Here is a 23,343-nt window from a genome sequence, read left to right as displayed (position 1 = left end):
GGGCTATGGGGTTGTGGCGCCTACGCCATTTGGACAGGCCGTCAGGGGTTCATGGCCCTTGCCGCAAAGCCACAGCGCTACGCTTCATTAAGGAACCCTAGTCATTAGGGGTATGCGACCCGACCCCAATCGACTAAAAAAAATTGCGCTGCAACAACGTGCTATTTACCATGCCGTGTACTGCGCATTAAGCTGAAGCTCTTAAGTGATTGAGCTTTTTATATACTCAGATTGGGGACTGTCGCTCATGTCAAAGGTTTTGCGCGACATCGATACTCGCAGTAATTTCAATCAAAGCGTGCATACTTCGGCACTTGGCACACGCCACGATGGCCAAGCTCAGCAATCCACGACTGCCATCATCATCGAGAAGCGGCCCCTCATTCGGGATCTGCTTTCTCGCTGCCTGACTTGGGCCTCCGGTTTCGATGTGGTCGCCGTGGCGACGGTCGAGGAGGGACTGAAGTACGCCCCGAGCATCGATCCGCGGGTCGTATTGCTCAGCGTCATCGGCAGCTCGCAGAGCGACGACAACCAGCAACTCGTCGAACGGGCGACCCAGGCATTCGGCGGCACGGCAGTCGTCGTTCTCTCGGACGTTGAGGAGTTGCAACAGGTCGTCGACGCCCTCAAGGCCGGGTCGCGTGGCTACATCTCGACGAGCATGTCGCTGGATGTGGCCGTCGAGGCACTGCGCCTCGTGCGGGCCGGCGGTCAGTTTCTTCCCGCCAACTGCGTTGTCGGTCCCGGCTCGGCAGCAACGGTCGATGCCGCGCCAGTCGTCGAGGAACGCCGAACTACAGTGCAGGGCTTGTTCACCGCTCGGCAGGCTGCGGTTGTCGAAGCGCTGCGTCGCGGCAAGGCAAACAAGATCATCGCGTATGAGCTGAATATGCGCGAGAGCACCGTAAAGGTACACGTGCGGAACATCATGAAGCGACTCAAGGCGCGCAACCGCACCGAGGTTGCCTACATCATCAATCAGCTCGTCAACGGCAATAAAGTCGCCTGCGAAGCCGGTGATTTATAGGCGATAGCCAATGAATGGAGCGGGTTGCGGCTTGCTCCATTCTGCCACGTGAAGATGAGTTCAATTCGTTCGTTCAAAGCTTTCCACCACATGCTTCGTACCACTTTTGCCCGGCTTGGCTCGCAGCTTCGCGCGCGCGAAGGTCGCAGTGCTTTCGTAATGAGCGGGACACGAGTGCAGTAGCGCGGGGCATGGGGCAGGAGCATTCCAGCGACGGGAATGATGCGGGGTGGCACACGCTTCTGCCGGGGGCTTGCTATGATCACATCGACGACGGCGAACTGTGCATGGCTGTTGCCGGCCCAGGGGACGGCGCGGGCAGTTTGATCGCCTACGCGGTCGACACCACGACCGAGGATTCGACGACTGCAGCCGTGCCGCCATTCGTTTGGTCGGTGATGTTGGGGCGCACGCAGAGCATCCTCACTATCGCAGACAGCATCACGGGCAGTGCCGCAGACAATGCGACGCCGGGTCCGCCGTCGCGCAGCCGTCTCGCTGCGCTGAGCAAGCGCGCGCTCGATATCGCCATAGCGGTGACATCTCTCGTTCTGCTTTCGCCGCTCATGTTGGTGGTCGCGGCTGCGATCCGCTTGAGCATGGGCGCACCTGTTTTCTATGGGCATTCGCGCGTCGGCGAGAATGGACAGGTGTTCGCCTGTCTCAAGTTCCGCACCATGGTGAATGACGCCGCGGCAGTTTTGAACCGGCACCTCGCATCGTGTCCGACGAGCGCAGACGAGTGGCGCCAGACCCGCAAGCTGCGGCGCGATCCGCGCGTCACCGCGCTCGGAAACCTGTTGCGGCGCTCCAGCATCGATGAGCTGCCGCAGCTCATCAATGTGCTGAAAGGGGACATGAGCTGCGTCGGGCCACGGCCGGTGGTGAAGGAGGAACTCGCGCCCTACGGTGCCTATCTGAACGAATATCTTTCGGTGCGGCCGGGATTGACGGGAATTTGGCAGATCAGCGGGCGTAACACCCTCTCCTACGCCAGCCGCGTAAGGCTCGACGCCCTCTACGTGCGCCGCTGGTCGATGAAGCTGGATCTCGTGATCCTGATGCGGACAATTCCCGCCCTGCTGCGGTTTGAAGACACTGCTTAGAACTCCGGCGGACTGCGTGGACTGAACGCGTGGACCGGCACACGTCTTGCAGAAAACTCCCGAATGCGAGGCGGGTCAGAGCTGGAGCCGACGGCGCCAGGCTCAGCCTCCAGGTCAAAGGGTTAAGATGTCAGGCGGAAGTACCTGCGTTAGCGTCATCATAGCGGCAATGAACGCCGAGGCCACCATTGGCCAGGCAGTGGCGTCAGCGCTCGGCGAGCCGCAGGTCGCAGAGGTCATCGTTGTCGACGACGCCTCCCAGGATGGGACAGTTGCGGCCGCGGGCGCGGCGGACGATGCAAGCGGCCGACTTAAGGTGATCACGCTCGAGCGAAACCACGGCCCGGCCGAGGCGCGCAACCGCGGACTTCAGGCCTCGACCTCACCCTATGTCGCGGTGCTCGATGCCGACGACTTTTTCCTGCCTGGCCGCATCGGCAAGTTGCTCGCCAGTGCGGGCGAAGATTGGGACATGGTTGCTGACGACATCCTCATCGTCCCTGAGCCGCTCAAGCATCAGGACATTTCTATTGCGCCGCTGAGTGATGGCGGCGACCGGCTGATGCTGGATCTCGAAACGTTTGTGCTGGGCAACATCTGCCAGCGCAGCCGGCCGCGCGGTGAACTCGGCTTCCTGAAGCCCATTTTCCGCTCCGGCTTCTTGCGCGAGAACGGACTTCGTTACGATGGACAGATTCGTCTCGGTGAGGACTACGCTCTCTATTTCCGCGCACTCATGGCGGGCGCGCGCTTCTTCATTACGCCCGCCTGCGGTTATGTCGCAATTGAGCGCGATCAGTCGCTTTCGTCATGCCATTCCGCAGACGATCTACTCAGGCTTGCTGCATTCGATGCCGAGCGCCTTGGAAGCACATCGCTGACAATTGCCGAGCGCCGCGCACTGAAGGCCCATCATTCTGCAACGATGAAGCGCGCGGTCTATGCCAAGGCGCTCGAAGTGAAACGCACCCACGGCATGCTGGCGGGGCTCGGCATCGTGGCGCGGCACCCGCTCTGCATTCCCTACATCGTCGGGGAGACGGTGTCGGCGAAGCTGGGAGCGCTGGTCGGGTGGCCGCGCCTTCCGGAGGTTGCGCGTGGCGTGCGCCTTCTTGGGATTCCGCAGCTCAATGCAGGCCGCGCCCGGTAGAGTCAGCGTCCAAAGCGGGGCGGATGTCCGAGTGCCGCCGCGGCTTGGTGCCGCCAGCGCGGTGATAGAGGCCCGAGAGCATCAGCCCTAATAGGTAGGCGAGCTGCAAAGACAGGAGCGAAACGGAGCCAACCTTAAGGGCAGCAACAGGCTCCCAATGCCGGATCGCGGCAATTGTGGCGACCACGATGGCAAGGCCGAGCGAGGCGGCAATGACGGACGCGATGCGGAACTTGAGCCCGAGGAGGATGCCCACACCCCCCGCGGCGGCGATAGACCACAACATGGTTCTTCCTCACCGATGCCCGCGATCAAATCCCCGCAACTTCCCGCAACGATGAGTGGTGTTTGGTAAATGCGGCGTAAAGGCGGTTGCCGGGCGGGCCGCTGTACACCTTAAGGGCAGCTTATAAAGGTGCCGGCCGCCGCCTAATTTCCCGGGCACCGATTTTGCAAAGCTCATACGTGTCTAGTTTTTGCACCGCCCAGTGACCCATATTCGAGGCCCCAAAGATGCGGATACTTCTCGCAACCGCACATCCATATATCCCGCAAATTGCCGGCGGTGCGCAGACCAGTACGCACGAGCTTGCCTGCGCGTTCCGTGAACGCGGGCACGACGTCGGCGTTGTGTGCGGACTGAGCGCCTCGGGCCTGCTCGCGTATCGTAATCGGGCACTGATGAAGCTTCTTCGGCGGCGTGTCATAAGCGACCACTCGCTCGGCTATCCCGTTTACCGGTCCTGGTTCGCGTGGGAGACGCTGGCGGACGCGGTGGACAGCTTCAAGCCAGACGTTCTCTTCGCGCAGTCGGGGCTCCCAGCGCGGATGGGCAAGGCAGGCCAGCAGCTCGGTCTTCCGGTGGTGATCTACCTGCGCAACGTGGAAGAAGACGACCTCGGCGGTTCTTTGCGCGATCTGTCCGGTGTGCGCTACATCGCCAACTCGCACTTCACCTCACGCACGTTCGGCGCGCGCCATGGTCTCACGTCAACCGTCATCCATCCCCTGCTCGATCGCAGCAGATACGAAACGCCGCTGGCGCGCCGAAACGTGACCTTTATCAATCCGCATCCGCACAAGGGCAGCGCACTGGCGCTCGAAATCGCCCGCCAGTGCTCCGAGATCCCGTTCGTGTTCTCGGAGTGCTGGACGCTGGGCGCCGATATGCGCCGCGACCTGCTTCAAAAGCTCGCTGATTTGCCCAACGTGACCTTGAAGCCGCGCACTCAACACATGAAAGACATCTACCGCGACACGCGCGTCCTTCTGGTTCCGAGCCGGTGGGAGGAGGCTTTCGGACGCGTAGTGGCGGAAGCACACTTCTCTGGGATACCTGTCGTTGCCAGCAACCGCGGTGGCCTGCCTGAATCGGTCGGGCCCGGCGGCGTGCTGCTCGACCCGGAGGCGCCTGTGCAGGTGTGGTGCGAGGCAGTCCGGCGCCTTTGGAACGACGAGGCGTATTGGACAAGCATGTCGCAAGCGGCAATCGCCTATGCCGACCGCCCTGAACTGAACTGCAACCAGCAAGTTGATGCCGTCTACTCGGTGCTCGAGGCTGTCGCGGGCAAATCCAGTCGGCCGCATCAGACGATACAGCAGCGGCAACCAGCGCTTGCATAGCACGATGAAGGCTACCACCCACATGCGGGCCGCGCCACTCCCCGGCCAGCCCTAGCATCCAGAGGCACGACGAATGGCCATAAGGCGCGCGCTCTTTTTGACGACGTCCGAGCGCTACATAAACATCGTACTGACACTGTTGACGACGGTCATTCTTTCTCGCCTGCTCGGGCCAGCGGAGATGGGTGTAACCGTGCTCGGCTCGTCGTTTCTGGCGATTGCCGAAATGATCCGCGAGCTCAGCGTGAACAACTATCTTGTTCAGCATAAAGAGCTGACACTCGATAAAACGCGCAGCGCATTCACCATCACCTTCCTCATCTCGCTCGTCGTGTCGCTGCTGGTCTTCGCTCTCGCCGGCGCTGTCGCCGATTTCTACGAAGTCGCGGGACTGAAGAACTATCTGCATGTCGTCGCATTCAGTTTCCTGCTGGGGCCATTCATCGCTCCAACGAATGCGCTTTTGCGCCGTGAATTGCGGTTTGGTGCAACGACATTTGCGGGCCTTGCCTCCGCCCTCATCGGTGCTGCGGTTGCCGTCTGGCTCGCCTGGCAGGGTTTCAGCTACATGAGCTTTGCCTGGTCGTCGCTGGCTTCCGCCGTCTCGCTCGCTGCTCTGACAGTCTATTTTAGACCCGATTTTTCTATCTTCCGGCCGTCGCTGAGCAGCTGGCGCAGCGTGGTCGCCTTCGGCACCACGGACACCGCCTCGAACATCCTCTACGCGATCGGCCACGACCTGCCGTACTTGATATTCGGCCGGATGCTGAATGCCGAAGCCGTGGGCCTGTTTCAGCGCGCAACGATGCTTTCGTATCTGCCCTCGCGCATCCTGTTCTCCGGCATCGCGCCGATCACGCTGCCGCTGCTGTCGGATCTGGCGCGCAAGGGCGAGGACCTGAGAAAGACGCTCTTCAGCATTCTCGACTACGTCACAGTGCTCCAGTGGCCGGCGCTGGCCCTACTTGCACTGTTTGCCCATCCGGTCGTTCTGGTGCTGTTGGGCGAGAGGTGGATGGCCACCGTACCCATCGTGCAGATCCTGTCCGTGGCGCGACTCGTCTCGCTGCCCACGGGGTTGGTCAATTCCGTTCTCATTGCGACAGGGAGCGTCAGGCGGTCACTGATGGTGAACGCGGTCTCGGTACCCATAACCGTCGCGGTGATGTCGCTGGCGGCGATGCATGGCCTCGAGGCGGTAGCACTCAGCATGCTCATCACCATACCGTTCTATCTGATGGTCAGCCTTTTCTACGTGCGAACGGTCATTCCCTTCGGCTGGCGCGAACTGGCCAACGCGGTGGGAGGCAACGTGATCGTCACCATGACGACCATCATCGGGCCCGTGCTGGTCATGGCGGTGGAGGGTCATGGCTTCGCGGTTCCGGTGCCGATTGCGATCGGCTGCCTCGCGATTGCGGTTGGTGGTTGGCTGCTGGGATTGTCCCTGGTGCAGCATCCGCTGCTAGGGGAGCTGCGCCGGGCAAGCGACGCGGCTGCCGATGTCATCAGCGCATGGCGCATGAAGCGTCAGCAGAGCAAGCCCTGAGAAGCAAAAAGCGAGTCGCGGCTGTAATCGGCCGTGGCAGCCGGGGCCGCTCTCAACCTTGGGGATAGTGGTCCCAGCGGGTGCGCATGCCGATCTTGCGCAGCCCGTAGTCCAGCAGCGCGTCGCCGAAGTCGCCGAGGGTCGGCACTGCCCCGCGCGCTTGCAGCTCCTGGATATGCCAGTCGTAGGCAAGCGCGTTGCGATCAGCGAAACGCCATGCCAGCATGCGACCGAAGTAGTGGCGCCGGAAAGCGCGCATGTAGTCGGCCATCTCCTCGCCCGACAGCACGCCCGCGGCGTATCTTTGGACCAGCACGTACCAGTCGAGGAAGTCCGTGTGCTTCACATGCACTTCCCGCTCGGTCACGCTGCTGTCGTGGCGCGTCGTGTGCCCCAGCGGCTCATGCACGAAGCCCAACTTTGCACCCGGCTCAGCGAGCAGGCGGAAGCCGGCGTCCGTGTCGAAGGCGAGGATGCTCTCGTCGAAGAAGGGCTGCCGCGTTGCGGCGGCGCGACTTCTATATAGAAAGTGCGGCGGCGCGAGCCCGGTATCTCCAAGGAAACACGAGCGGAGCGCTTCCTTTCCGTCATAGACGACGCGCGCGGGGTCCCACCCGAGGGACTCCACGCCAGCGTCCGTGCTCCTTTGACAGGCGACGACGCTAACGGCGGGATCGGCCTCGGCCAGCGCCACCATTTTCTCAATGGCGTCGGGAGGGAGCGTGTCGTCGGCGCACAGAAAGCGGAAGTATACCGCACCGCCAAGGCCGTGTTGTACGGCCGCGTTCCAGTTTTCGGCGATGGGAAGCAGCTCGGCATTGCGGTGCTGCATCAGGGGTACGCGGCTGGCCTCGTATGCAGCAAGGATCTGCGGCGTTGCATCGGTGCTGGCATTATCGAGAACGAAGTGCGTCAGATTGGGATAGGTCTGTGCCTGCACCGCATCCAGCGCATCGGCGATGAATCTCGCACCGTTGTAGACGGGCGTAATGACGCCGACCGGTGGCTGGGCTGGGGAATGCATCTTCAGACCTTAACGAATGGGGTTAATTCAGCACTACGCTTGCCGCCTGAACTTCCCAAGCAATAATGATGCCCCACTCGCGCCTGCGCAATTTACGCCTTTTGCATTATCGGCTCGCCGCTGGCGCCGCTCCGCGTTAGCAAGAAGTAGCGCTGGCCGCTGGGAGCAAGTTTCTGGATTATCGCGCCGCTGGCACTCGCCTCCCAGCCACTATGCTTTCGTTCTCTCGATCTGGTTTCCCGCGTAGAAATGGTGTCCGCGCAAGCGATGGCCGACCACAGCAAGACGCCCGATGTGTCCGTCATCGTAGCCGCGCAAAACGTGGGGCCGTACATCGCCGCCGCACTGCGGTCTGCGCTGGATCAGCGCGACGTGAATGTGGAGGTCATTGTCGTCGATGATGCCTCGAGCGATGACACCGCCGAAATCGTGGCTGCGATGGCGGCGACCGATCCGCGCGTCATTCTCATTCGACGCACAAGCGCCGGAGGACCGTCGATCGCCCGCCAGGCAGCCATTGCCGCGGCCTCAGCGCCCTGGCTCGCCATCCTCGATGGCGACGACTTGATCACTCCTGATCGCTGCCGCGCGCTCCTCGACCTTGCGGACGCGACGGGCGCCGATGTGGTTGCGGACAACTTCCAGCGCTTTCGCGTCGAGGGCGACGAGAGCGGCGCCACGATGATCCCGCGCGCCGCGGCGCCGTATACTTTCTTCGTGGATGCCGCCTCATTCATCAGCGGCAACATCATCTACGGGCGCCCGAACCTCGACTTTCGCGCAGTGAAGCCGTTGTTTCGCACCGCCTTCATGACCGCCAACGCGATCCGTTATCGCAACGACCTGCCCATCGGCGAGGACTATCACATATGCCTTGCCTGCCTTCAGGCGGGCGGGCGCTTCGTCGTGACGTCGGAGAGCTTCTATAAATACCGCGTGCGCGATGGCTCGCAGTCTTTCCGCCTGCGCGCCGAGCACATTGATCAGCTGCTCAAGGCGCACGAGGACTGCGGCATCGAGCAGAGTGCGTTGGGCAGCAAGCAGCTGACCTCGATCTCGCAGGTTTACGTTCGGGCGCTGGAGCGGGCGCGCTCCTTCACACAATTCGTCGATCAACTGAAAAGCCACCAGGTGGGGAAAGCGATGAGCTCGATGCTGCTGACCCCGGACGCGTGGCCACTCGTCATTCGCTTCGGTTTGGAGGCGATGGCAAAGCGCGTGAGGCGGCTCGCATGAACCTAGAACGGCAATTGACACCACAGGGACCGCGGGTTGCGATCGCAATCTGCACCTACAATCGCGATGCCGGCCTAAGTGCCCTGCTCGCGGTTCTCGGCAAGCAGCGTCTGAAGGCACTGTCCGACATAAGTGTCTTCCTCGCCGTTATCGACAACAGCGCGTCCGGCAGCGCCAAGGCCATCTGCTCGGCTTACAACGAAGGCGGGCGCTTCCATCTCGTGTATCATCACGAGGCGCGCAAAGGGCTGGCGTTTGCTCGCAATGCGGCCGTTTCCATGGCGCGCGCACGCGGGGCAACGCATATCGCCTTTATCGATGACGATGAACTGCCGCATCTGGAGTGGCTGCAGAACCTGTTCGACAGCCTGCTATCGATGCAAGCTGCGGCTGCGATCGGCCCCGTCTATCCGCTGTTCGTCGCACCGCCGGCGTCGTGGCTGCCGCTCACGGCTTTCGTCACGCGCCGCGCACCGACCGCCGGGCTCGTCAACGACGGTTACACCTGCAATTGCATCGTCGACATGTCGGCGATCGAACGGGGCGGGTTGGTCTTCGAAGCGCGCTTCAACGAGACCGGAGGCGAAGACACCGTGTTCTTCAAGAACCTGATCGCCAATGGCGGGCGCATCGCGTGGGCAGAGGACGCCGTGGTGCACGAGGTCGTGCCGGGTTACCGCATGACGGCGCAGTGGCTGTGGCGCCGCTGGTATCGCACGGGCGCGATCGAGGCCGAGCTCGCGCACTTCGATCCGGCGAGCACGCACGGCCGGCTGTACAATCTCGCGCGTGGGATTGCTCGCATTGGCCTTGGTGGCCTGCGCGTGGTCAAGGGCGCGGTGATGAGTGTATCCGGACGGCCCGAGGCGTTTGTTGCCAGCTTCTACACCCTATGCCGCGGCGCCGGCCTCGTTGCCAGCGTGTTCGGCTCTCGCTATCGCGAGTATGCGGTGCAGACCTACCGCTGAAGCTGGCAATCGGTCAGGGGGCCTTCTTCTCGTAGCCGCAGACGACTGAGCCTTCGAACTGGCAGGGCTCCCCGGCAGCGGTAAAGGCAATGCGATCGTAAACCGCGGTCAGCGCCGTTCCCGAGTATTTGAACGGGCCCAGCCAGTTTTCGGTCTCCGCCCCCGCGCCGCTCCACAAGCTTATGAAGATCTTGCCGGGGCGCTTGGGCATCGGCTTGCCCGGCTCGGCTTTGACCTCGTGCACGAGCTTGCCGTTGATGAACCAGCGAATGCCATCTCGAAGCCACTCATAAGCGTAGCTCTCGACGCGGGTGCTGGCATCGAAGCCCAACTGCTCGACCTTCGCATGATTGCCGTCACCGTCGACGAAGTAGTTCAATTGGACGGTGCGCGTGTCCTTGCCAAGGAACTCGATGTCGATCTCGTCCTGCCCTTTGCCGTCAGAGCTGGCGCCGACGTAAGTGAAGAACGCGCTGACCGTTCCCGAGGCCTTGGCCGGGCGCATGCGCACCTCGTAAGTGCCGTAGCCGTACTTTTCGACGGTCTGAATCTCGGCACAGGTATATTTGTGGTCGGCAAGCGTCTCGTCGGTGAGCGACAGCATCACCTCCTTGCTCGAAAGCAGCTTTACGTTGCGGTTGAACCAGGCGCAGCTTTGATGCGCGCCATTCGACCAGCCATGCGAAATGTACCAGCGCGTTCGGTCGAAGCTCTCGAACGTATCGACGAAAGATTTGCCCACCTCGGCCGCCACGCTCGGTGCCGACAGCAGCGGCAGGCATGATCCCGCCAGAGCAAGCATCGTAACGAGATGCGAAACCCGAGAGGCGGCGAACTGGATACTCATACGCGGGGCTCCATGGCAGCTGCGGCGCGGCTGCTTATTGCTTGCTTGTTATTCGATCTGGCTTGCAAGGCGCGAAGCAGATCGCGGGTGTCGGTCTCATCAACGAACATGGCGCGGGGGGCGGCGCTGAGCCGCGCGCGCATGGCAGCGTAAGTTTCCAGGTCCAGCGAGCGGAAGAAGTCGACGAGGTTGTCTTCCAGCGGCTCATCGAAGGTGCGACCGAAGCCGCGCTCCTGCATTAAACGGCCCGTTGCGGTGCCGGCGCGCCCCAATGGAACAGCGGCGAACAGGCCACCCTCGTAGAAGCGATTCAACAGGCTCCAACGCGAGTTGGACTCGGCGGCGATGTAGTCGATGGCCCATGCGAAATGGATCTGGCCGTATATGCCGGCGAGGTCGTGCGGGTTGGAGTACGGCCCGTGGAAGACGATGTTGGGATAGCGTGCAGTCAGCTCTTCGAGGCGCTTTCGCGGGATGTCGGTCTCCGAAACCTGGCCGCGCAGATGGATCACGACTCTGTCGGGGAGCTTCGCGGCGAGATGCTGCAATATCTCCAGGCTGCGCACGCAGCGCAGGACACCGAAGAAGCCGATAACCCATGGTGGCGCTGCCGCCGGCTTCTGCACAATCCCGGTCGCCGGTGAAAGCGCTGGATCGTCCGCGACCTTGTTCTCCAGTAGGCGCCAGTCGCCGCGATATCCTTGGATACGCTGGAAGTACTCGGTCATGTGATCTGGTGCGCTTACGACCACCAGATTGCACGCCGCCAGCAAGCGGCGCTCGGCCCAGCGGAACAGCCGGTTGATCGGCCGGTTGCCAACGAACACAGGTTGTACGTCCAGCGCCTCATAAACGACGATGGCCGGCGATCGAGTCAGCGTCTTGGCCATCACCGCGATGAACAGCATATCGATGTTGCGCGCATAAAAGACTTGCGCGCTACGCAGTTCTGGCCAGTGGCGCACGGCTCGGACCAAACCGCGCAGCAGGCGCGGCAGACGTTGCGCATAGCTGCGATCGTGCGTTTCGCCGAGGTCGATGTTGTTCCACTTCGGTTGTGCGGTTGCCCTCCGCCGCACCCGATGGAACATGAAGCCGGTGACTTTCGCTCCATGCGCCATGAAGGCGTTGGCGCGCTTGATCACGGTGCTTTCGTTCCAGTCGTGGCCAAAGAAGGCGATGGCGAGTTGCTGCGACATTGCGCTGCTTTGCCCTTCAGACGTCATTGCGTCCCCCCTGGTGCCGGCGCGTGCGCTTGCGATCGGAAAGCGCCGCCCCCGAGCTTGCCACGACGGCGACGAAGAGGAACTGATAGAGCCCGTGATTGAGGAAGAGCGGGTATTCGACGAACGAGTCGATGGTGACGCAGACCATGAACAGCACATACCAAAGCGAGATGTAGTCGTGGTCGCGCAGGAAGACGCGCAGCGTGCGCCCATACCCCTGAAGGATGCCGGCGATGAGCAGAACGGGGCCCATGAAGCCGAACGCGACGGCCATCTCGATGAAGTTATTGTGGAAGAACCACAAGTCCTGGCCAATTACATAGCGCAGGTAGAACACGGTCGACTGCGTGCTCTCCCAATAGCCTTTGTAGCCGAAGCCGAGCCACGGATGCTCGAGGAAGGCGTCGGCGCCGAAGCCCCAAAGGATCGTGCGCCCGGTGAGCGTGGCGTCCTTGCCGACGCTCGCCAGTGCGAGGCCGAAAACATCGATCTGCGCGAAGACGATGACCGTACACGCGAGCACGGAAATCACGATGATGGCGCCAACGCCTGCGCTGAGGGTGCGGGGACCGCGACGGACAAGAAACGCGAGCATGATCGGCATCAGAGTGAGCACGGCCATGATGAGGGCCGTGCCGGACTTCGTCATCACGAGCACGATCGCCGCCGCCGCCGCCGCGGTTAGCGTCAGCAACGGGCGCCAATGGGCAAAGAAGAGACAGGTGCTGGTGAATATGAGCAGCGTCATCATGCTGCCCAGCACGTTCTTGTGCGTGAACACACCCTGGAACGCGCCGTTTCCGTCATAGGCTTCGCGCGGATTCACAAACTTGAACGCGACTGAGCTGAGCAGGCACACCAGCAGCCCCAGGAACAAGATGCGCGGAATGCGCTTACGGTCGATCTGGCTGCAAAACAGGAAGCCGACCATCGTCGTCATGAAGAGCTGCAGACCTTGATAAAGGCTAATGCCGGGATTGTACGACCATAATGCAGACAACGTCGCGATGGCTGGCCATGTCATCAGCAGCTTGTTCTTGAGCGACATCGTCAGCAGCGGACGGTAGTCGTGCAGGAGGAACAGGACGACGATGAGATCGGCGGCGAGCCAGAAGTAGCGCTCGACGTTCTGCACGCCTAAAGGCCTTGCGGCCGAACCTGCGCCAATAATGAACAGAATCCACGCGAGGTCGGTGATCGTCCCCTTCGTGATGCGCAGCGTGGACAACGGCAAGGGCCTGCCGAGCACGGCACCAGGTGCCGGGAAGATCGGATAGGACGCCACGCTGCCGCGCATTTGCTTTCCTTTGTCCTCCTTGCGCGCGACCGGCGGCCACCGCTTCGATCGGATCAAATCTGGATCCATCCCGGGAGTGTTTCAGGGAATGCAAATTGTAGGCCTGGAAGCCCGGCGGAGGCACCTCGCCGTTGTCGGTACTCCAGCGTCTTTCCGGTTTACCTTACCGGGAATGGCTATGCCGGGGCATCGAACCTCGCGGCTAAGCCTTTCGATCCATGCGGCTGGCGATCAGTTAACCTTGAAGTGTGGCGGCTGGAGGAACGCGCGATGTGCCGGTGCTACGAACGGCATTACCTCAAAGCTCCCCCTTCGGTGTTCATGAATACATCCAACGCCGCGCAGCATCCCTTAGTGCTGCTCTTCTATCGCGAATACGAAGCCGACAAGTTCATTCCCGGAGACCGATACCTGAAGCGGTTGCTGAGGCCCGCATACAATCTCCTGCATGCGCGACAGAAGAAGACCGGCTTTGCCGTCTCGTTCGAGTTGCTGTGCCGGGCGCTCAAGGCGTCGGGCTGCCGCGTGCGCGTCAACGATTATCGCTTCGCGAAGGCGAACCCAGACTATCCGGTGGGCGTTGTCGGATGCCTGCAGATCCTCAAGGATTGGCAGCTGCGCAATCCCGCTCTCCTTGGCCCCTCGCTGTACGATCATCCGGGGCTCGCCCCGAAGCTTCTCGATGACCCGCGCTTCAGGAAATATCTCGTTCTTGCCGACTGGACCTACGACGTCTTTTTTCCCTACTACGGCGAGCGTTGCGTCAAGTGGTTCGCGGGGATCGACGTAGCCGAATGGCCCGACCTCACCAAGCGCGAGAAGCAGTTCGACTTTCTCATCTACGACAAGATCCGCTGGGATCACGACGAGCTGCAATCCACGTTGATCGAACCGATTTGCCGGGCGCTCGATGCGCGCCAACTCACCTACAAAGTTCTGCGTTATAAGTTCCACGATCACGAGACCTACCGGCAGATGCTGGCTGAGGCGCGCGGTATGATCTTCCTGTGTGAGCACGAGACACAAGGGCTCGCCTATCAGGAGGCATTGGCGTCGGGTGTACCGATCCTCGCATGGGACAACGGCTACTGGCTCGATCCCTTGTGGCAACGGTTCGGCGAACGGCCGCCAGCTGCATCATCCGTCCCCTTCTTCTCGCCCGAGTGCGGGGAGCGCTTTGCCCGAGCTGCGGACTTCGCCCCGGCACTGGACCGCTTCCTGGCACGACGCCAGTCGCTCGACCCGCGCGGCTTCGTGCGCCGGCGGCTGTCGCTCGAAAAATCGGCACAGATCTATCGCGAGGCCTATTTCTCTATGATGCCGGGACGGTCTTAATGCGGATTACGCCTTTCGACTTAGGGCGCTCTGCAAGGACGAAGCGACACCGACCTGAAGCTTCGCCTTGCATTCAACCGGGCCTTGCTACGCTGCGGCAGTGCTTGGAGGGCGTCGCCCGCCGCGGCGTCCGCCCGCCCTACCTCATTGTCCGGACTTGTCTGTCACGTGAGCCGATGAGATCGTCGCGTCAGCTACCGTTGCGGTGCCTTGTCGCTTACTTCTAGACCCTCGCCTCATATGGTTGTCGTTGGGACACCACTGAACATGGAAGGCGTGTTTGCGTGACGCAGAATTTCACAACTCTTCAGATCCCCCCACCCGCCTTAGCACTTGTCGATCGTGTTCGCCGGATTGCTTCTCGGGCGAGACGCGCGATCGGTATCTCATACAACCGCACCGAGGCACTGCTGTTCGACCTGCGACATGGGACCGACACGCGCGGCAAGACTGCTGCCGCAAACATGGGTCTCACGGGCGAGGGAGCGCTGCACGCCACTGGATATCAGGCGGTCAACGAAGCCCATCTCAGCAGCGTCCTCAGAGCACACGATTTCCCCGCCGGCAGCACCTTCGTTGATATCGGCAGCGGAAAGGGCAAGGCCCTGCTTCTGGCAAGCCGGCACAAGCCCATCAGCCGCGTGGTCGGCATCGAGATCTCAGCTCCGCTGTCGGCTATTGCCGAGCGAAACGTCACCGCCTTCGAGCGCGCGCACGGCCGCGCCGCCGACATCAGAGTTGTTGCGGCGGATGCAATAGAAGCTCCGATCGAGCCCGACCAGAACATCATCTTCCTCAACAACCCGTTCGATGAAGCATTCCTAAAGCTGTTTCTCGACAAGCTCGACAAATCGCTCAGCGAGCATCCGCGCCGGCTCTGGCTCCTTTATGCCAACCCGCAAGCTCGGCGATTGCTCACGGACGTCTTCCATTACTCATTGATCAAAGAGCACGCATTCTTCGGTCCTGGGCGCAATATTGCCGTCTACGCCAAGGGCGCCTGACATTTTTTTCGGGAGCGCGTTACCCGGTGCTGAACGCTTATGCCGTTTCCTGGCACGATGAATGGTCACCTCAGTTGGATGAATGCCTCGCCGCGTTGCCAGAGCGCGAGTGCATGCCGCACAGTCTGTATCGCCAATTGCTCAAACGACCCGACGACGGACGCCGCCGCATCGCCCTTGTAAGGCACCGCGGCGTTCCGGTGATGCTGGCGGGACTTCGTCAACGCAGCCGATATGTCTGGGAGCCGATTGCGAATTGGCACGCTCCCGGCCCTGCGTTCCCTGTCGAGCCCAAGCACGTGTGCCCGGCTCTGAGAAGCATTTCGCTCGAGATACCGATCGCGTGGTGGCGCACAGGGATGGAGCCGCCTAGCGGCCGGGGCGTACGCTCTGTCGAGACGAGCCCGACCTACCGCTTGCGTCTTGACGGCGATCCCGAGAAGTTCTGGCGCGAAACCGGCTACCTGCGAACGATCCGCAACATGCGCAACCGCTGCAAAGGCTTTACGGTCGCGATCAATCATCCCGGGGCGGCCGCTTGGACCATTCGGCAATGGAGCCAGAAGTGGGGTGGGGACGGCGATGAAGCGAGCCGCGTCGAGCTGGACGAGCGGATCGAAGTTGCCGAAGACTTAGAGAAGCGCGGCAAGCATATTTCGATCAGCGTGTTCGACAATGGCCAGCTGGTCGGCGGTTCATCCAATTTCGTGCACGAGGGCGATCTCGTTGCGGGCGTCATCTATCACGAGCCCCAGTATCGCGCGAATGGGCTCGGCGTGCGAATCATCGATCTTGCATTCGAGGTCGGGGCAGCGCGCGCGCTGAAGACATTCGATCTGGGGGGCAAGGCCGACTACAAGAAGAAATGGGCGCCCGAAGATGGGACGCGCAGCCGCGTCGTCGTTGCGCCGCTGCGCGTGCAGTACATGCGCAAGGTTGCTTCGACCGTGCGCGCGCTCGCGGGCCGGTCTTGCACCTGGATGCTGATCTCCGCGATGCATATTGCGGACTATGGCGCTATCGGGCGCTTTGCTGGAACCCCGCTCTAGGTGAGCACGGGGGCCGGCAACAAAAGCGCGCATCACTTTCGCCCAAACTGCTTCTCGAAGCCTGCGCCGGCGCTCACGCCTTGCGAGCTTTGCGAGCCGCATAACGCATATCGCGAGCGATCTTGCGCTCCGCCTCCAGTGCGACCTGCTCCTCGCTCTCGCGTTGCTGGCGCGCTTCGCGTTCCCGGATCTCCGACTCGCGCGCCGCTGAAGCAGCAGCTCGGGCGATCTCTTCATCGCGGAGCGCCTGCGCACGACGCTCATCGGCGCGCAATTGGCGGGCTTCGGCAGCCGCCTGGCGCGCCGCCCTCTTCTCGACAATGGCTGGATCGTCTGCCGCTGGCTGAGCCCGGAATCGCTCCAACGCCGCTTTCTTTGCCTTGGCGGATGCGGCCAGACGATCGCTCAAGGATGGGGTCTTCGACGACTTCATCTCACTCCAATCATACGGGTATGCTTAGGGTTGCTATTGCAGATAGGCATCTAGCCTGCGTCGCGCACCGGCTCTTCCGTCAATGACGGCTCTTGCGCCTCACCGCCTTGGGCGCTGAGAGCTCGTCCAAAATTTCGCGGGGCTCAGGCGCAATGGGCAGGCCAATGCCCGTGTCAGCACCGCTATCGCGTTCTGGCCGTATCGCCTCAGTGGGTCCAGCGTCCGATGCGGCCGAACTTGAAGTTGTCGGCGTACGACTTGCGGATCATCTTGCGCGGGGACGGCTCGTACACCCGATAAGGAATGCCCTCGCGCTCGGCGTAGGCAATGGCTTCTTCTTTGGTGTCGAACGCGAGGTGAACCTCGGCCTTCATGTCGCGCGTGCCGGTCCAGCCCATCAGCGGCTCGATCTCGCGCGGGCTGGCGGGCGCAAACTCCAGCACCCACTCCTGCGTGCGGCCTTCGCCAGACTGCATGGCAGTCTTCGCAGGCTTGAAGATGCGCGCAACCATGATCCTCTCGCTCCCAATCGGGGGATGCCTTGCTCCGTATCGTCTTGGTCGGGGCGGCGGGATTCGAACTCGCGACCCCCTGCTCCCAAAGCAGGTGCTCTACCAGGCTGAGCTACGCCCCGAACGACGATCCGCGGTTTCTACGCGATGATGAGCCGCGAGTAAACGCGTCCTATCCGACATAGACGACGGTGGTGAACGCTAGTGCTTACCTGCCGTGAAGAGGCGATGTCGAACACGGTCACCCGGCTTGATCCCGAGGCGGGCGGCCGCACCACCGGGCAGTTCCAAGACGGCCGATACAGGCCCCTCGGAATTGATGACGCGGTCGGATAGCGGCTCGGCCTGGATCTCGATTCGGTGAATCACCCCGTCCGGACGGATGAAGAGCATATCGAGCGGGATGTACGTGTTGTGCATCCACATGCTCAGTTCCTTCGTCTCATCGTAGGGAAACAGCATGCCCTGATGGTCCGCGAGCTCGGTGCGGAACATCAAACCCATGGCTTTTTCCTTGGGGTCGATAGCGATCTCGGCATCGATCGGCACTTCGTGACCGTCGGCGGTGACGATGGCCAGTTGCTCGATGCGCATTTTCGCTTCGACGGCGACTGCCGAAAGCATCAGCATGCCGACAAAAAGCAGGGCCGCCCATTGGGCAGCCCCGCCAAGAATTCGTAATTCTGCCATTGCGCCTATCAGTGCGTTGGCGGCAGCCCCGGCTGTCCATCCGGTCTCAGTTCGGCGGCCATGCAGCCCTTACAGCCGTGACCCCAGCGAACCATGACCATCTGTCCGGGACGCAGCTCGGTGAAGCCGAAGCGCCGCAGCGTCTCCATGTGGACGAATATGTCAGGCGTTCCCTCGCCGCGCGTCAAGAAGCCGAAGCCGCGCACCCGGTTGAACCATTTCACCATGGCCCGCTCCCAGTCGCTCTCCGGCGTGACGATAACGTGCGTCCGCTGCGGAAGCTGAGAAGGATGGATCGCGGTGCTTTCGTCCATGCTGAGAATGCGGAAGGCCTGCATTCCCTTGGGGCGGCGCAGCACCTCGGCGTGGACACGGGCTCCCTCGTAGGCCGTCTGATAACCGCCTGCCCTGAGACAGGTGACGTGCAGGAGAATATCGGCCAGTCCGTTGTCAGGGACAATGAAGCCGTAACCCTTTGATGCGTCAAACCATTTAATCGAACCGACGACCTCGAAAACCTCGATGCCGGCTTCCTCGGCCCGTTCCCGCGTCATGTCCAGGGACGGATCGAACTGCGGAAAATCCGGACGCTTTGAGGAATCCCCCATTGTGGTACCCCGCTACTTGCTCAACGTTTGCTTTTTGCTGCTCAGAGCGGTGCCGGACCGACGTAAGAGCCCTCTTCGTCGGCGGCCCCGTCTCGAAGCTGAGCGGAGAATACCATTTGTTAACCACGCTACCAGAGGCAACGTTTCGAGAAGCCGTCCGAGGCGGGAATGTCACGCAGATGTCCACATGAAAACACACAAATTAGTGCATTGAATTTGCTGGCTTTTTTTAGGTTATATTTCGTCCCCACATTTTCATCTGGAACAATGCGACCACGGCCACTGCGATAAATCTGCGACGCCAATTTGCGGCGCCGGAGATTCGTATTGCCTACACACTGATTCGCGCGAGCGCTTGCCTCCGGCTGCATGTCCCGGGACCTTGGGGGCGTTCTCGGGACTAATGCCCGACTGGCGTTCAAGCGCTGTAGACACTAGAGTTGCGACGGGTTGCCCTCCCCGTTGTCGCCAAGGCGTTCCATGAAGGCGTGGATTGGGAAAAATTTCCCCCACAAGCCGACCGCCGGAATGTGATACTATTTTTATTTCCCGGATACGCTTTAAGTAGAATTCGGTTTCGCCTATTTTCAGGGCCTCACCGAAGGGATCTCTGATGCCTACGAACTCCCATGCGCGCGGCGGCGCACAGTCTGCGACCGGCGCCAGGGGCACTCAAGCCTCTGCTGCAGCCGCGAAGAAGGACCCGATTGCCGAGGCGATGGCCCTCGACAGGCGGCTTGGCGCGCTCGATTCGCTGGAGGAACGCCTCATCGAGATTGCGCGCTGCGTGGACGGGCGAACGACGTTCTCGACCAGCCTCGGGATCGAGGATCAGGCGGTTCTCCACGGCATTGCAACGAGCGGAGCGCCGATCGATGTATTTACGCTTGATACGGGCAGGCACTTCCCGGAGACTCTAGAGACGCTTGAGGAAAGCGAGAATCGCTACGGGATCAAGGTGCGCGTCATGTTCCCGGACGCGCGCGAGGTGGAGGAGCTGGTGGCTCGGGACGGCATCTATGGCTTCCGCCTTGATGTTGCCAACCGCAAGTCATGCTGCGATGTCCGCAAAGTGCGTCCCCTGAAGCGCGCTCTCGCGGGGGCCGCGGGCTGGGTAACCGGCCTGCGTCGCGAACAATCCACCGGGCGTGCACATGTTCCATTTGCCGCATGGGACAGCGATGACGGGCTCGTCAAGCTGAACCCCTTGGCAGATTGGAGCCTCGAGAGGCTCGAGACTTATATTTCCGCCAACAACGTGCCGGTGAACCCGCTGCACGCTCGCGGTTTTCCCTCCATAGGCTGCCAGCCGTGCACACGCGCTGTGAAGCCGGGCGAGGATATTCGCGCGGGGCGTTGGTGGTGGGAAAACGAAGACGGTAAGGAGTGCGGCCTGCACAACAGGCCCCACCAGAAGGAGGCCGCTGCGTGACAGCTCCGTTCTCGCATCTCGACCTGCTCGAAGCAGAGGCGATCCATATTTTCCGCGAGGCTGCCGCGCAGTTTCGCCGTCCGGTGCTGATGTACTCCATCGGCAAGGATTCGACTGTCCTGCTGCATTTAGCGCGCAAGGCGTTCTGGCCGCAGAAGCCGCCCTTCCCGCTGCTGCACATCGATACGACGTGGAAGTTCCGCGACATGATCGATTTCCGCGACAAGACAGTGCGCGAGTTCGGTCTCAATCTCATTGTTCATACCAACGAAGACGGCATCAAGCGCGGAATCAATCCGTACGACTATTCGCCGTCCGTATATACGGACGTGATGAAGACGCAGCCGTTGAAGCAGGCGCTGGACAAGTACGGCTTCGATGCAGCGTTCGGCGGCGCGCGTCGCGATGAAGAAAGCTCGCGCGCCAAGGAGCGTGTGTTCTCGTTCCGCTCGCCGGGCCACCGCTGGGATCCGCGTCGCCAGCGGCCAGAAATGTGGAACCTGTTGAATGGGCGGCTGGGTCCGGGCGAGACAGTGCGCGTGTTCCCGCTCTCCAATTGGACCGAGCGCGACGTGTGGCGCTACATCCTGCGCGAGAACCTCGACGTGGTACCGCTGTACTTCGCGGCGAAGCGGCCGACGATCGTGCGCAATGGGCAGCTTCTCGTGCTCGACGACGATCGTCTGCCGCTGCAGCCGGGCGAAACTCCGCAGATGAAGAGCGTACGCTTCCGTACGCTCGGCTGCTGGCCGCTGACTGCGGCCGTTCCTTCGACCGCGGACGACATCGAGGCGGTCGTGGAGGAAACACTTGGCGCGCGCACGTCCGAGCGGCAGGGGCGTCTCATCGATCACGACCAAGTCGGCGCCATGGAGCGCAAGAAGCAGGAAGGTTACTTCTGATGACGGCGGTAACGGCAATCCGGCGCGAAGATCTGGCGCCCGCTTTCAACCAGGAGCTCAACGGCATCCTGCATCTGCTGACCTGCGGATCGGTCGACGACGGCAAGTCGACGCTGATCGGCCGCTTACTGTGGGACGCGTCGGACCTCTACGACGACCAGCGCGAGACGATCAACAAATCGTCGAACGCGGCGACGGGCGGTGCGCACCCTGACTTCTCGCTGCTGCTCGACGGTCTCGTTGCCGAGCGGGAGCAAGGCATCACCATCGACATCGCCTGGCGCTACTTCGACACGTCAACACGGCGCTTCGTCGTCATCGACAGCCCAGGTCATGAGCAATACACGCGCAACATGGCGTCGGGCGCCTCGCACGCCGACGTCGCGATCATGCTGGTTGATGCTCGCCACGGCGTGAAGCGGCAGACGCGCCGCCACGCGGCGATCCTCGATATCGTCGGCGTGAAGCGCGTGATCCTCGCCGTCAACAAGATGGATCTCGTGGACTGGTCTCAAGAGCAGTTCCGCTCGATCGAGAACGACTTCCGCGAGCTGACGCTGCGGTTCGGATTCCGCGAAGCCATTGCCATCCCGGTGTCTGCAGTCGGCGGCGATAACGTCGCGCGCATGTCCGAGCACATGCCCTGGTACACAGGGCCACACTTGCTCGAGCACCTGGAGCGCATCCCTTCGCGCGACGTCACCGTGCGCGGTGCCTTCCGCATGCCGGTGCAGACTGTTCTGCGCGATGGCGTTGATTTCCGCGGTCTCGCCGGCACCGTTGCCTCCGGCTTCATCAGTGTCGGCGACCGCATCACCGATGCGCTGAGCGGACAGAGCGCGCACGTGCTGCGCATCGCCACCATGGGGCGCGACCTTGAGGTGGCGAAGCAGGGGCAGGCAGTCGCGCTGCAGCTCGACACCGACATCGACGTGGCGCGCGGAGCCGTGCTTTCGGCTGCCGACAAGCTGCCGACCGTCGCCGCGCATATCGATGCGCGGATCGTGTGGCTCTGGGAGACGCCGTTCGATCCCGGCAACGGCTATTTCCTGCGCACATCGACGGACCTCGCGCCGATATCGACCATCGCGATCAACTCGCTGCTGGACCTCGAGACGCTGGCGGTGCGCCCGGCGGAGCACTGTGGCGTCAACGATATCGCCAATACGACCATCACGCTCGGGCGTCCTGTTGCGGTGGATGCCTTCGCGGACAATCAGGCCACCGGCATCTTCCTCATTGTCGATGCGCTGACGGGCGCATCGGTGGCGGGCGGAGTGATCACTTCGGCCAGCCGCGGAGAAGCCGACAACGCGACCGCGTTCCGGTTGACGCGCGAATTGCTCGAACGTGGCCTGTGCCGCGACCTCAGCAATAGCGACGATGATCGCCGGGAGTTTCAGCGGCGCGCCAACGAGACAGCGCTGCTGCTGCACGCTGCCGGCATCCCGGTGAAAATCGAGATCTGACCTCATCGCGGCGAGCCAGGGGATGACAACTCCCTGGCGCGACTTGCGTGTCCGCTATTGCGGAGCCTAGAGCGGAGCAAGCGAACCGACACGATGTGGGAAGAGCTTCTGTTGTTTGTTGCGATCGGCTTTGCCGCGCAGATGGTTGATGGCGCCATCGGCATGGCATACGGCGTGACGTCGTCGTCGGTTCTGCTGAGCGTCGGGGTTCCGCCAGTAACGACCAGCGCGTGCGTACACGCAGCCGAGACCTTCACGACGTTCGTCTCGGGCGTCTCGCACTGGAAGCTCGGCAATGTCGATCGCAAGCTGTTGGTCCGGCTTGCGGTGCCGGGCATGGTCGGCGGCGCGATCGGCGCCTATCTGCTCACTAATCTCGACGGCGAGAAGGTGAAGCCATTCATCAGCGCTTATCTGCTGCTGATGGGCCTCTACATCGTCTGGCGTGCTATCAACAAGCGGCAGCCGGACGGCGCGGCGCCTTCGCGCGTGGCACCGCTGGGCTTCATCGGCGGCCTGCTCGACTCGCTCGGCGGCGGCGGCTGGGGGCCAATCGTCACAACAACATTGATCGGTCAGGGAACGACACCGCGCTACGCCATCGGCTCAGTCAATCTCGCGGAGTTCTTTGTTACCCTCACGATCTCGGCTACCTTCGTCTTCACCATAGGCCTCGAGCTTTGGCCGATCATTGCGGGCTTGATCATAGGCGGGATCATTGCCGCGCCGTTCGCCGCCCTGGCGACGAAGAAGCTGCCTGACAAAGTGCTGATGGCGCTCGTCGGAAGTGTCATCGTGATCCTGAGCCTCAGAACCATCGTCATGTCCCTCACGTGAGGCTCCCCGCCTCACT

At 62.0% G+C, this 23,343-nt stretch carries 23 protein-coding genes and 1 tRNA gene; 14 read left to right on the top strand and 10 right to left on the bottom strand.

What is annotated here, in order from left to right:
* The first annotated feature begins 247 nt into the window (after positions 1 to 247).
* From ACP15D_RS19145 to ACP15D_RS19135, 3 genes are all read left to right on the top strand, one after another.
* Positions 248 to 1,030 (top strand): LuxR C-terminal-related transcriptional regulator, encoded by a 783-nt coding sequence (locus ACP15D_RS19145; RefSeq protein ID WP_424959001.1) that lies wholly within the window; start codon positions 248 to 250, stop codon positions 1,028 to 1,030.
* Between the two features lie 398 nt (positions 1,031 to 1,428).
* A complete protein-coding gene (locus ACP15D_RS19140) occupies positions 1,429 to 2,136 on the top strand; it encodes a sugar transferase (protein WP_424959280.1) in 708 nt (235 codons plus the stop codon).
* Positions 2,137 to 2,263: 127 nt separating this feature from the next.
* Positions 2,264 to 3,286 carry a glycosyltransferase family 2 protein gene (locus ACP15D_RS19135; RefSeq protein ID WP_424959000.1) on the top strand — a complete coding sequence of 341 codons (1,023 nt, stop codon included), beginning with the start codon at positions 2,264 to 2,266 and terminating at the stop codon, positions 3,284 to 3,286.
* On the opposite strand, the gene ACP15D_RS19130 is transcribed toward ACP15D_RS19135, so the two are convergent.
* On the bottom strand, positions 3,264 to 3,572 hold the full coding sequence (locus ACP15D_RS19130) for a hypothetical protein (RefSeq protein ID WP_424958999.1): 309 nt from the start codon (positions 3,570 to 3,572) through the stop codon (positions 3,264 to 3,266). The two genes, ACP15D_RS19135 and ACP15D_RS19130, sit on opposite strands and share 23 nt — an antisense overlap.
* 227 nt (positions 3,573 to 3,799) lie before the next feature.
* Here ACP15D_RS19130 and ACP15D_RS19125 point away from each other — a divergent pair, with 227 nt between their 5' ends.
* Positions 3,800 to 4,909 carry a glycosyltransferase gene (locus ACP15D_RS19125; RefSeq protein WP_424958998.1) on the top strand — a complete coding sequence of 370 codons (1,110 nt, stop codon included), beginning with the start codon at positions 3,800 to 3,802 and terminating at the stop codon, positions 4,907 to 4,909.
* A gap of 73 nt (positions 4,910 to 4,982) precedes the next feature.
* A complete protein-coding gene (locus tag ACP15D_RS19120) occupies positions 4,983 to 6,458 on the top strand; it encodes a lipopolysaccharide biosynthesis protein (RefSeq protein WP_424958997.1) in 1,476 nt (491 codons plus the stop codon).
* Positions 6,459 to 6,510: 52 nt separating this feature from the next.
* Here the strand turns inward: ACP15D_RS19120 and ACP15D_RS19115 are convergent, their stop codons facing one another.
* A complete protein-coding gene (locus tag ACP15D_RS19115; RefSeq protein ID WP_424958996.1) occupies positions 6,511 to 7,482 on the bottom strand; it encodes a glycosyltransferase family 2 protein in 972 nt (323 codons plus the stop codon).
* A gap of 267 nt (positions 7,483 to 7,749) precedes the next feature.
* Here ACP15D_RS19115 and ACP15D_RS19110 point away from each other — a divergent pair, with 267 nt between their 5' ends.
* Both ACP15D_RS19110 and ACP15D_RS19105 read left to right on the top strand, forming a co-directional pair.
* Positions 7,750 to 8,718, top strand: a complete 969-nt coding sequence (locus tag ACP15D_RS19110) for a glycosyltransferase family 2 protein (protein WP_424958995.1) — start codon at positions 7,750 to 7,752, stop codon at positions 8,716 to 8,718.
* Positions 8,715 to 9,686, top strand: coding sequence for a glycosyltransferase (locus ACP15D_RS19105; RefSeq protein WP_424958994.1), 972 nt, complete (start codon positions 8,715 to 8,717; stop codon positions 9,684 to 9,686). Before ACP15D_RS19110 ends, ACP15D_RS19105 begins: the two co-directional genes overlap by 4 nt.
* A gap of 13 nt (positions 9,687 to 9,699) precedes the next feature.
* On the opposite strand, the gene ACP15D_RS19100 is transcribed toward ACP15D_RS19105, so the two are convergent.
* From ACP15D_RS19100 to ACP15D_RS19090, 3 genes are read right to left on the bottom strand one after another with little or no spacing between them, the layout of a single operon-like run.
* The gene (locus ACP15D_RS19100) at positions 9,700 to 10,533 is read right to left on the bottom strand and encodes a family 16 glycosylhydrolase (protein ID WP_424958993.1); all 834 of its coding nucleotides are present in this window, start codon (positions 10,531 to 10,533) and stop codon (positions 9,700 to 9,702) included.
* Positions 10,530 to 11,759, bottom strand: a complete 1,230-nt coding sequence (locus ACP15D_RS19095) for a glucosyl transferase (protein WP_424958992.1) — start codon at positions 11,757 to 11,759, stop codon at positions 10,530 to 10,532. The genes ACP15D_RS19100 and ACP15D_RS19095 overlap by 4 nt, the downstream gene beginning before the upstream one ends.
* Positions 11,749 to 13,056 carry an O-antigen ligase family protein gene (locus ACP15D_RS19090; RefSeq protein WP_424958991.1) on the bottom strand — a complete coding sequence of 436 codons (1,308 nt, stop codon included), beginning with the start codon at positions 13,054 to 13,056 and terminating at the stop codon, positions 11,749 to 11,751. Before ACP15D_RS19090 ends, ACP15D_RS19095 begins: the two co-directional genes overlap by 11 nt.
* A gap of 270 nt (positions 13,057 to 13,326) precedes the next feature.
* On the opposite strand from ACP15D_RS19090, the gene ACP15D_RS19085 reads away from it, so the two are divergent.
* From ACP15D_RS19085 to ACP15D_RS19075, 3 genes are all read left to right on the top strand, one after another.
* Positions 13,327 to 14,391: a glycosyltransferase gene (locus tag ACP15D_RS19085; RefSeq protein WP_424958990.1), complete on the top strand. Its 1,065-nt coding sequence runs from the start codon at positions 13,327 to 13,329 to the stop codon at positions 14,389 to 14,391.
* A 284-nt stretch (positions 14,392 to 14,675) separates the two neighbouring features.
* Complete coding sequence (locus ACP15D_RS19080) at positions 14,676 to 15,395, top strand: class I SAM-dependent methyltransferase (RefSeq protein ID WP_424958989.1); 720 nt, start codon at positions 14,676 to 14,678, stop codon at positions 15,393 to 15,395.
* Positions 15,396 to 15,508: 113 nt separating this feature from the next.
* A complete protein-coding gene (locus tag ACP15D_RS19075) occupies positions 15,509 to 16,444 on the top strand; it encodes a GNAT family N-acetyltransferase (RefSeq protein WP_424958988.1) in 936 nt (311 codons plus the stop codon).
* Positions 16,445 to 16,517: 73 nt separating this feature from the next.
* On the opposite strand, the gene ACP15D_RS19070 is transcribed toward ACP15D_RS19075, so the two are convergent.
* From ACP15D_RS19070 to ACP15D_RS19050, 5 genes are all read right to left on the bottom strand, one after another.
* Positions 16,518 to 16,877, bottom strand: a complete 360-nt coding sequence (locus ACP15D_RS19070) for a DUF6481 family protein (protein ID WP_424958987.1) — start codon at positions 16,875 to 16,877, stop codon at positions 16,518 to 16,520.
* A gap of 206 nt (positions 16,878 to 17,083) precedes the next feature.
* Positions 17,084 to 17,389 (bottom strand): ETC complex I subunit, encoded by a 306-nt coding sequence (locus ACP15D_RS19065; protein ID WP_424958985.1) that lies wholly within the window; start codon positions 17,387 to 17,389, stop codon positions 17,084 to 17,086.
* Between the two features lie 45 nt (positions 17,390 to 17,434).
* Positions 17,435 to 17,511: transfer RNA gene (locus ACP15D_RS19060), tRNA-Pro, on the bottom strand.
* Between the two features lie 79 nt (positions 17,512 to 17,590).
* On the bottom strand, positions 17,591 to 18,079 hold the full coding sequence (locus ACP15D_RS19055; protein ID WP_424958984.1) for a DUF192 domain-containing protein: 489 nt from the start codon (positions 18,077 to 18,079) through the stop codon (positions 17,591 to 17,593).
* Positions 18,080 to 18,087: 8 nt separating this feature from the next.
* Positions 18,088 to 18,687, bottom strand: a complete 600-nt coding sequence (locus ACP15D_RS19050; RefSeq protein WP_072376766.1) for a cold-shock protein — start codon at positions 18,685 to 18,687, stop codon at positions 18,088 to 18,090.
* A 718-nt stretch (positions 18,688 to 19,405) separates the two neighbouring features.
* Here ACP15D_RS19050 and ACP15D_RS19045 point away from each other — a divergent pair.
* The 4 genes from ACP15D_RS19045 to ACP15D_RS19030 all read left to right on the top strand — a co-directional run bounded on the left by ACP15D_RS19045 (position 19,406) and on the right by ACP15D_RS19030 (position 23,327).
* On the top strand, positions 19,406 to 20,119 hold the full coding sequence (locus tag ACP15D_RS19045; protein WP_424959279.1) for a phosphoadenylyl-sulfate reductase: 714 nt from the start codon (positions 19,406 to 19,408) through the stop codon (positions 20,117 to 20,119).
* Complete coding sequence (cysD, locus tag ACP15D_RS19040; protein ID WP_424958983.1) at positions 20,116 to 21,021, top strand: sulfate adenylyltransferase subunit CysD; 906 nt, start codon at positions 20,116 to 20,118, stop codon at positions 21,019 to 21,021. The genes ACP15D_RS19045 and cysD overlap by 4 nt, the downstream gene beginning before the upstream one ends.
* Positions 21,021 to 22,490 (top strand): GTP-binding protein, encoded by a 1,470-nt coding sequence (locus ACP15D_RS19035; protein ID WP_424958982.1) that lies wholly within the window; start codon positions 21,021 to 21,023, stop codon positions 22,488 to 22,490. The genes cysD and ACP15D_RS19035 overlap by 1 nt, the downstream gene beginning before the upstream one ends.
* Before the next feature lie 93 nt (positions 22,491 to 22,583).
* Positions 22,584 to 23,327 carry a sulfite exporter TauE/SafE family protein gene (locus ACP15D_RS19030; protein WP_424958981.1) on the top strand — a complete coding sequence of 248 codons (744 nt, stop codon included), beginning with the start codon at positions 22,584 to 22,586 and terminating at the stop codon, positions 23,325 to 23,327.
* Positions 23,328 to 23,343: the final 16 nt, after the last annotated feature.

Origin of the sequence: Hyphomicrobium sp. 1Nfss2.1, assembly GCF_965243865.1 — a bacterium.
GTDB lineage: Bacteria > Pseudomonadota > Alphaproteobacteria > Rhizobiales > Hyphomicrobiaceae > Hyphomicrobium_A.
The sequence above is the reverse complement of the archived record's forward strand: the minus strand, read 5'-3'. Positions and strand labels throughout refer to the sequence as shown.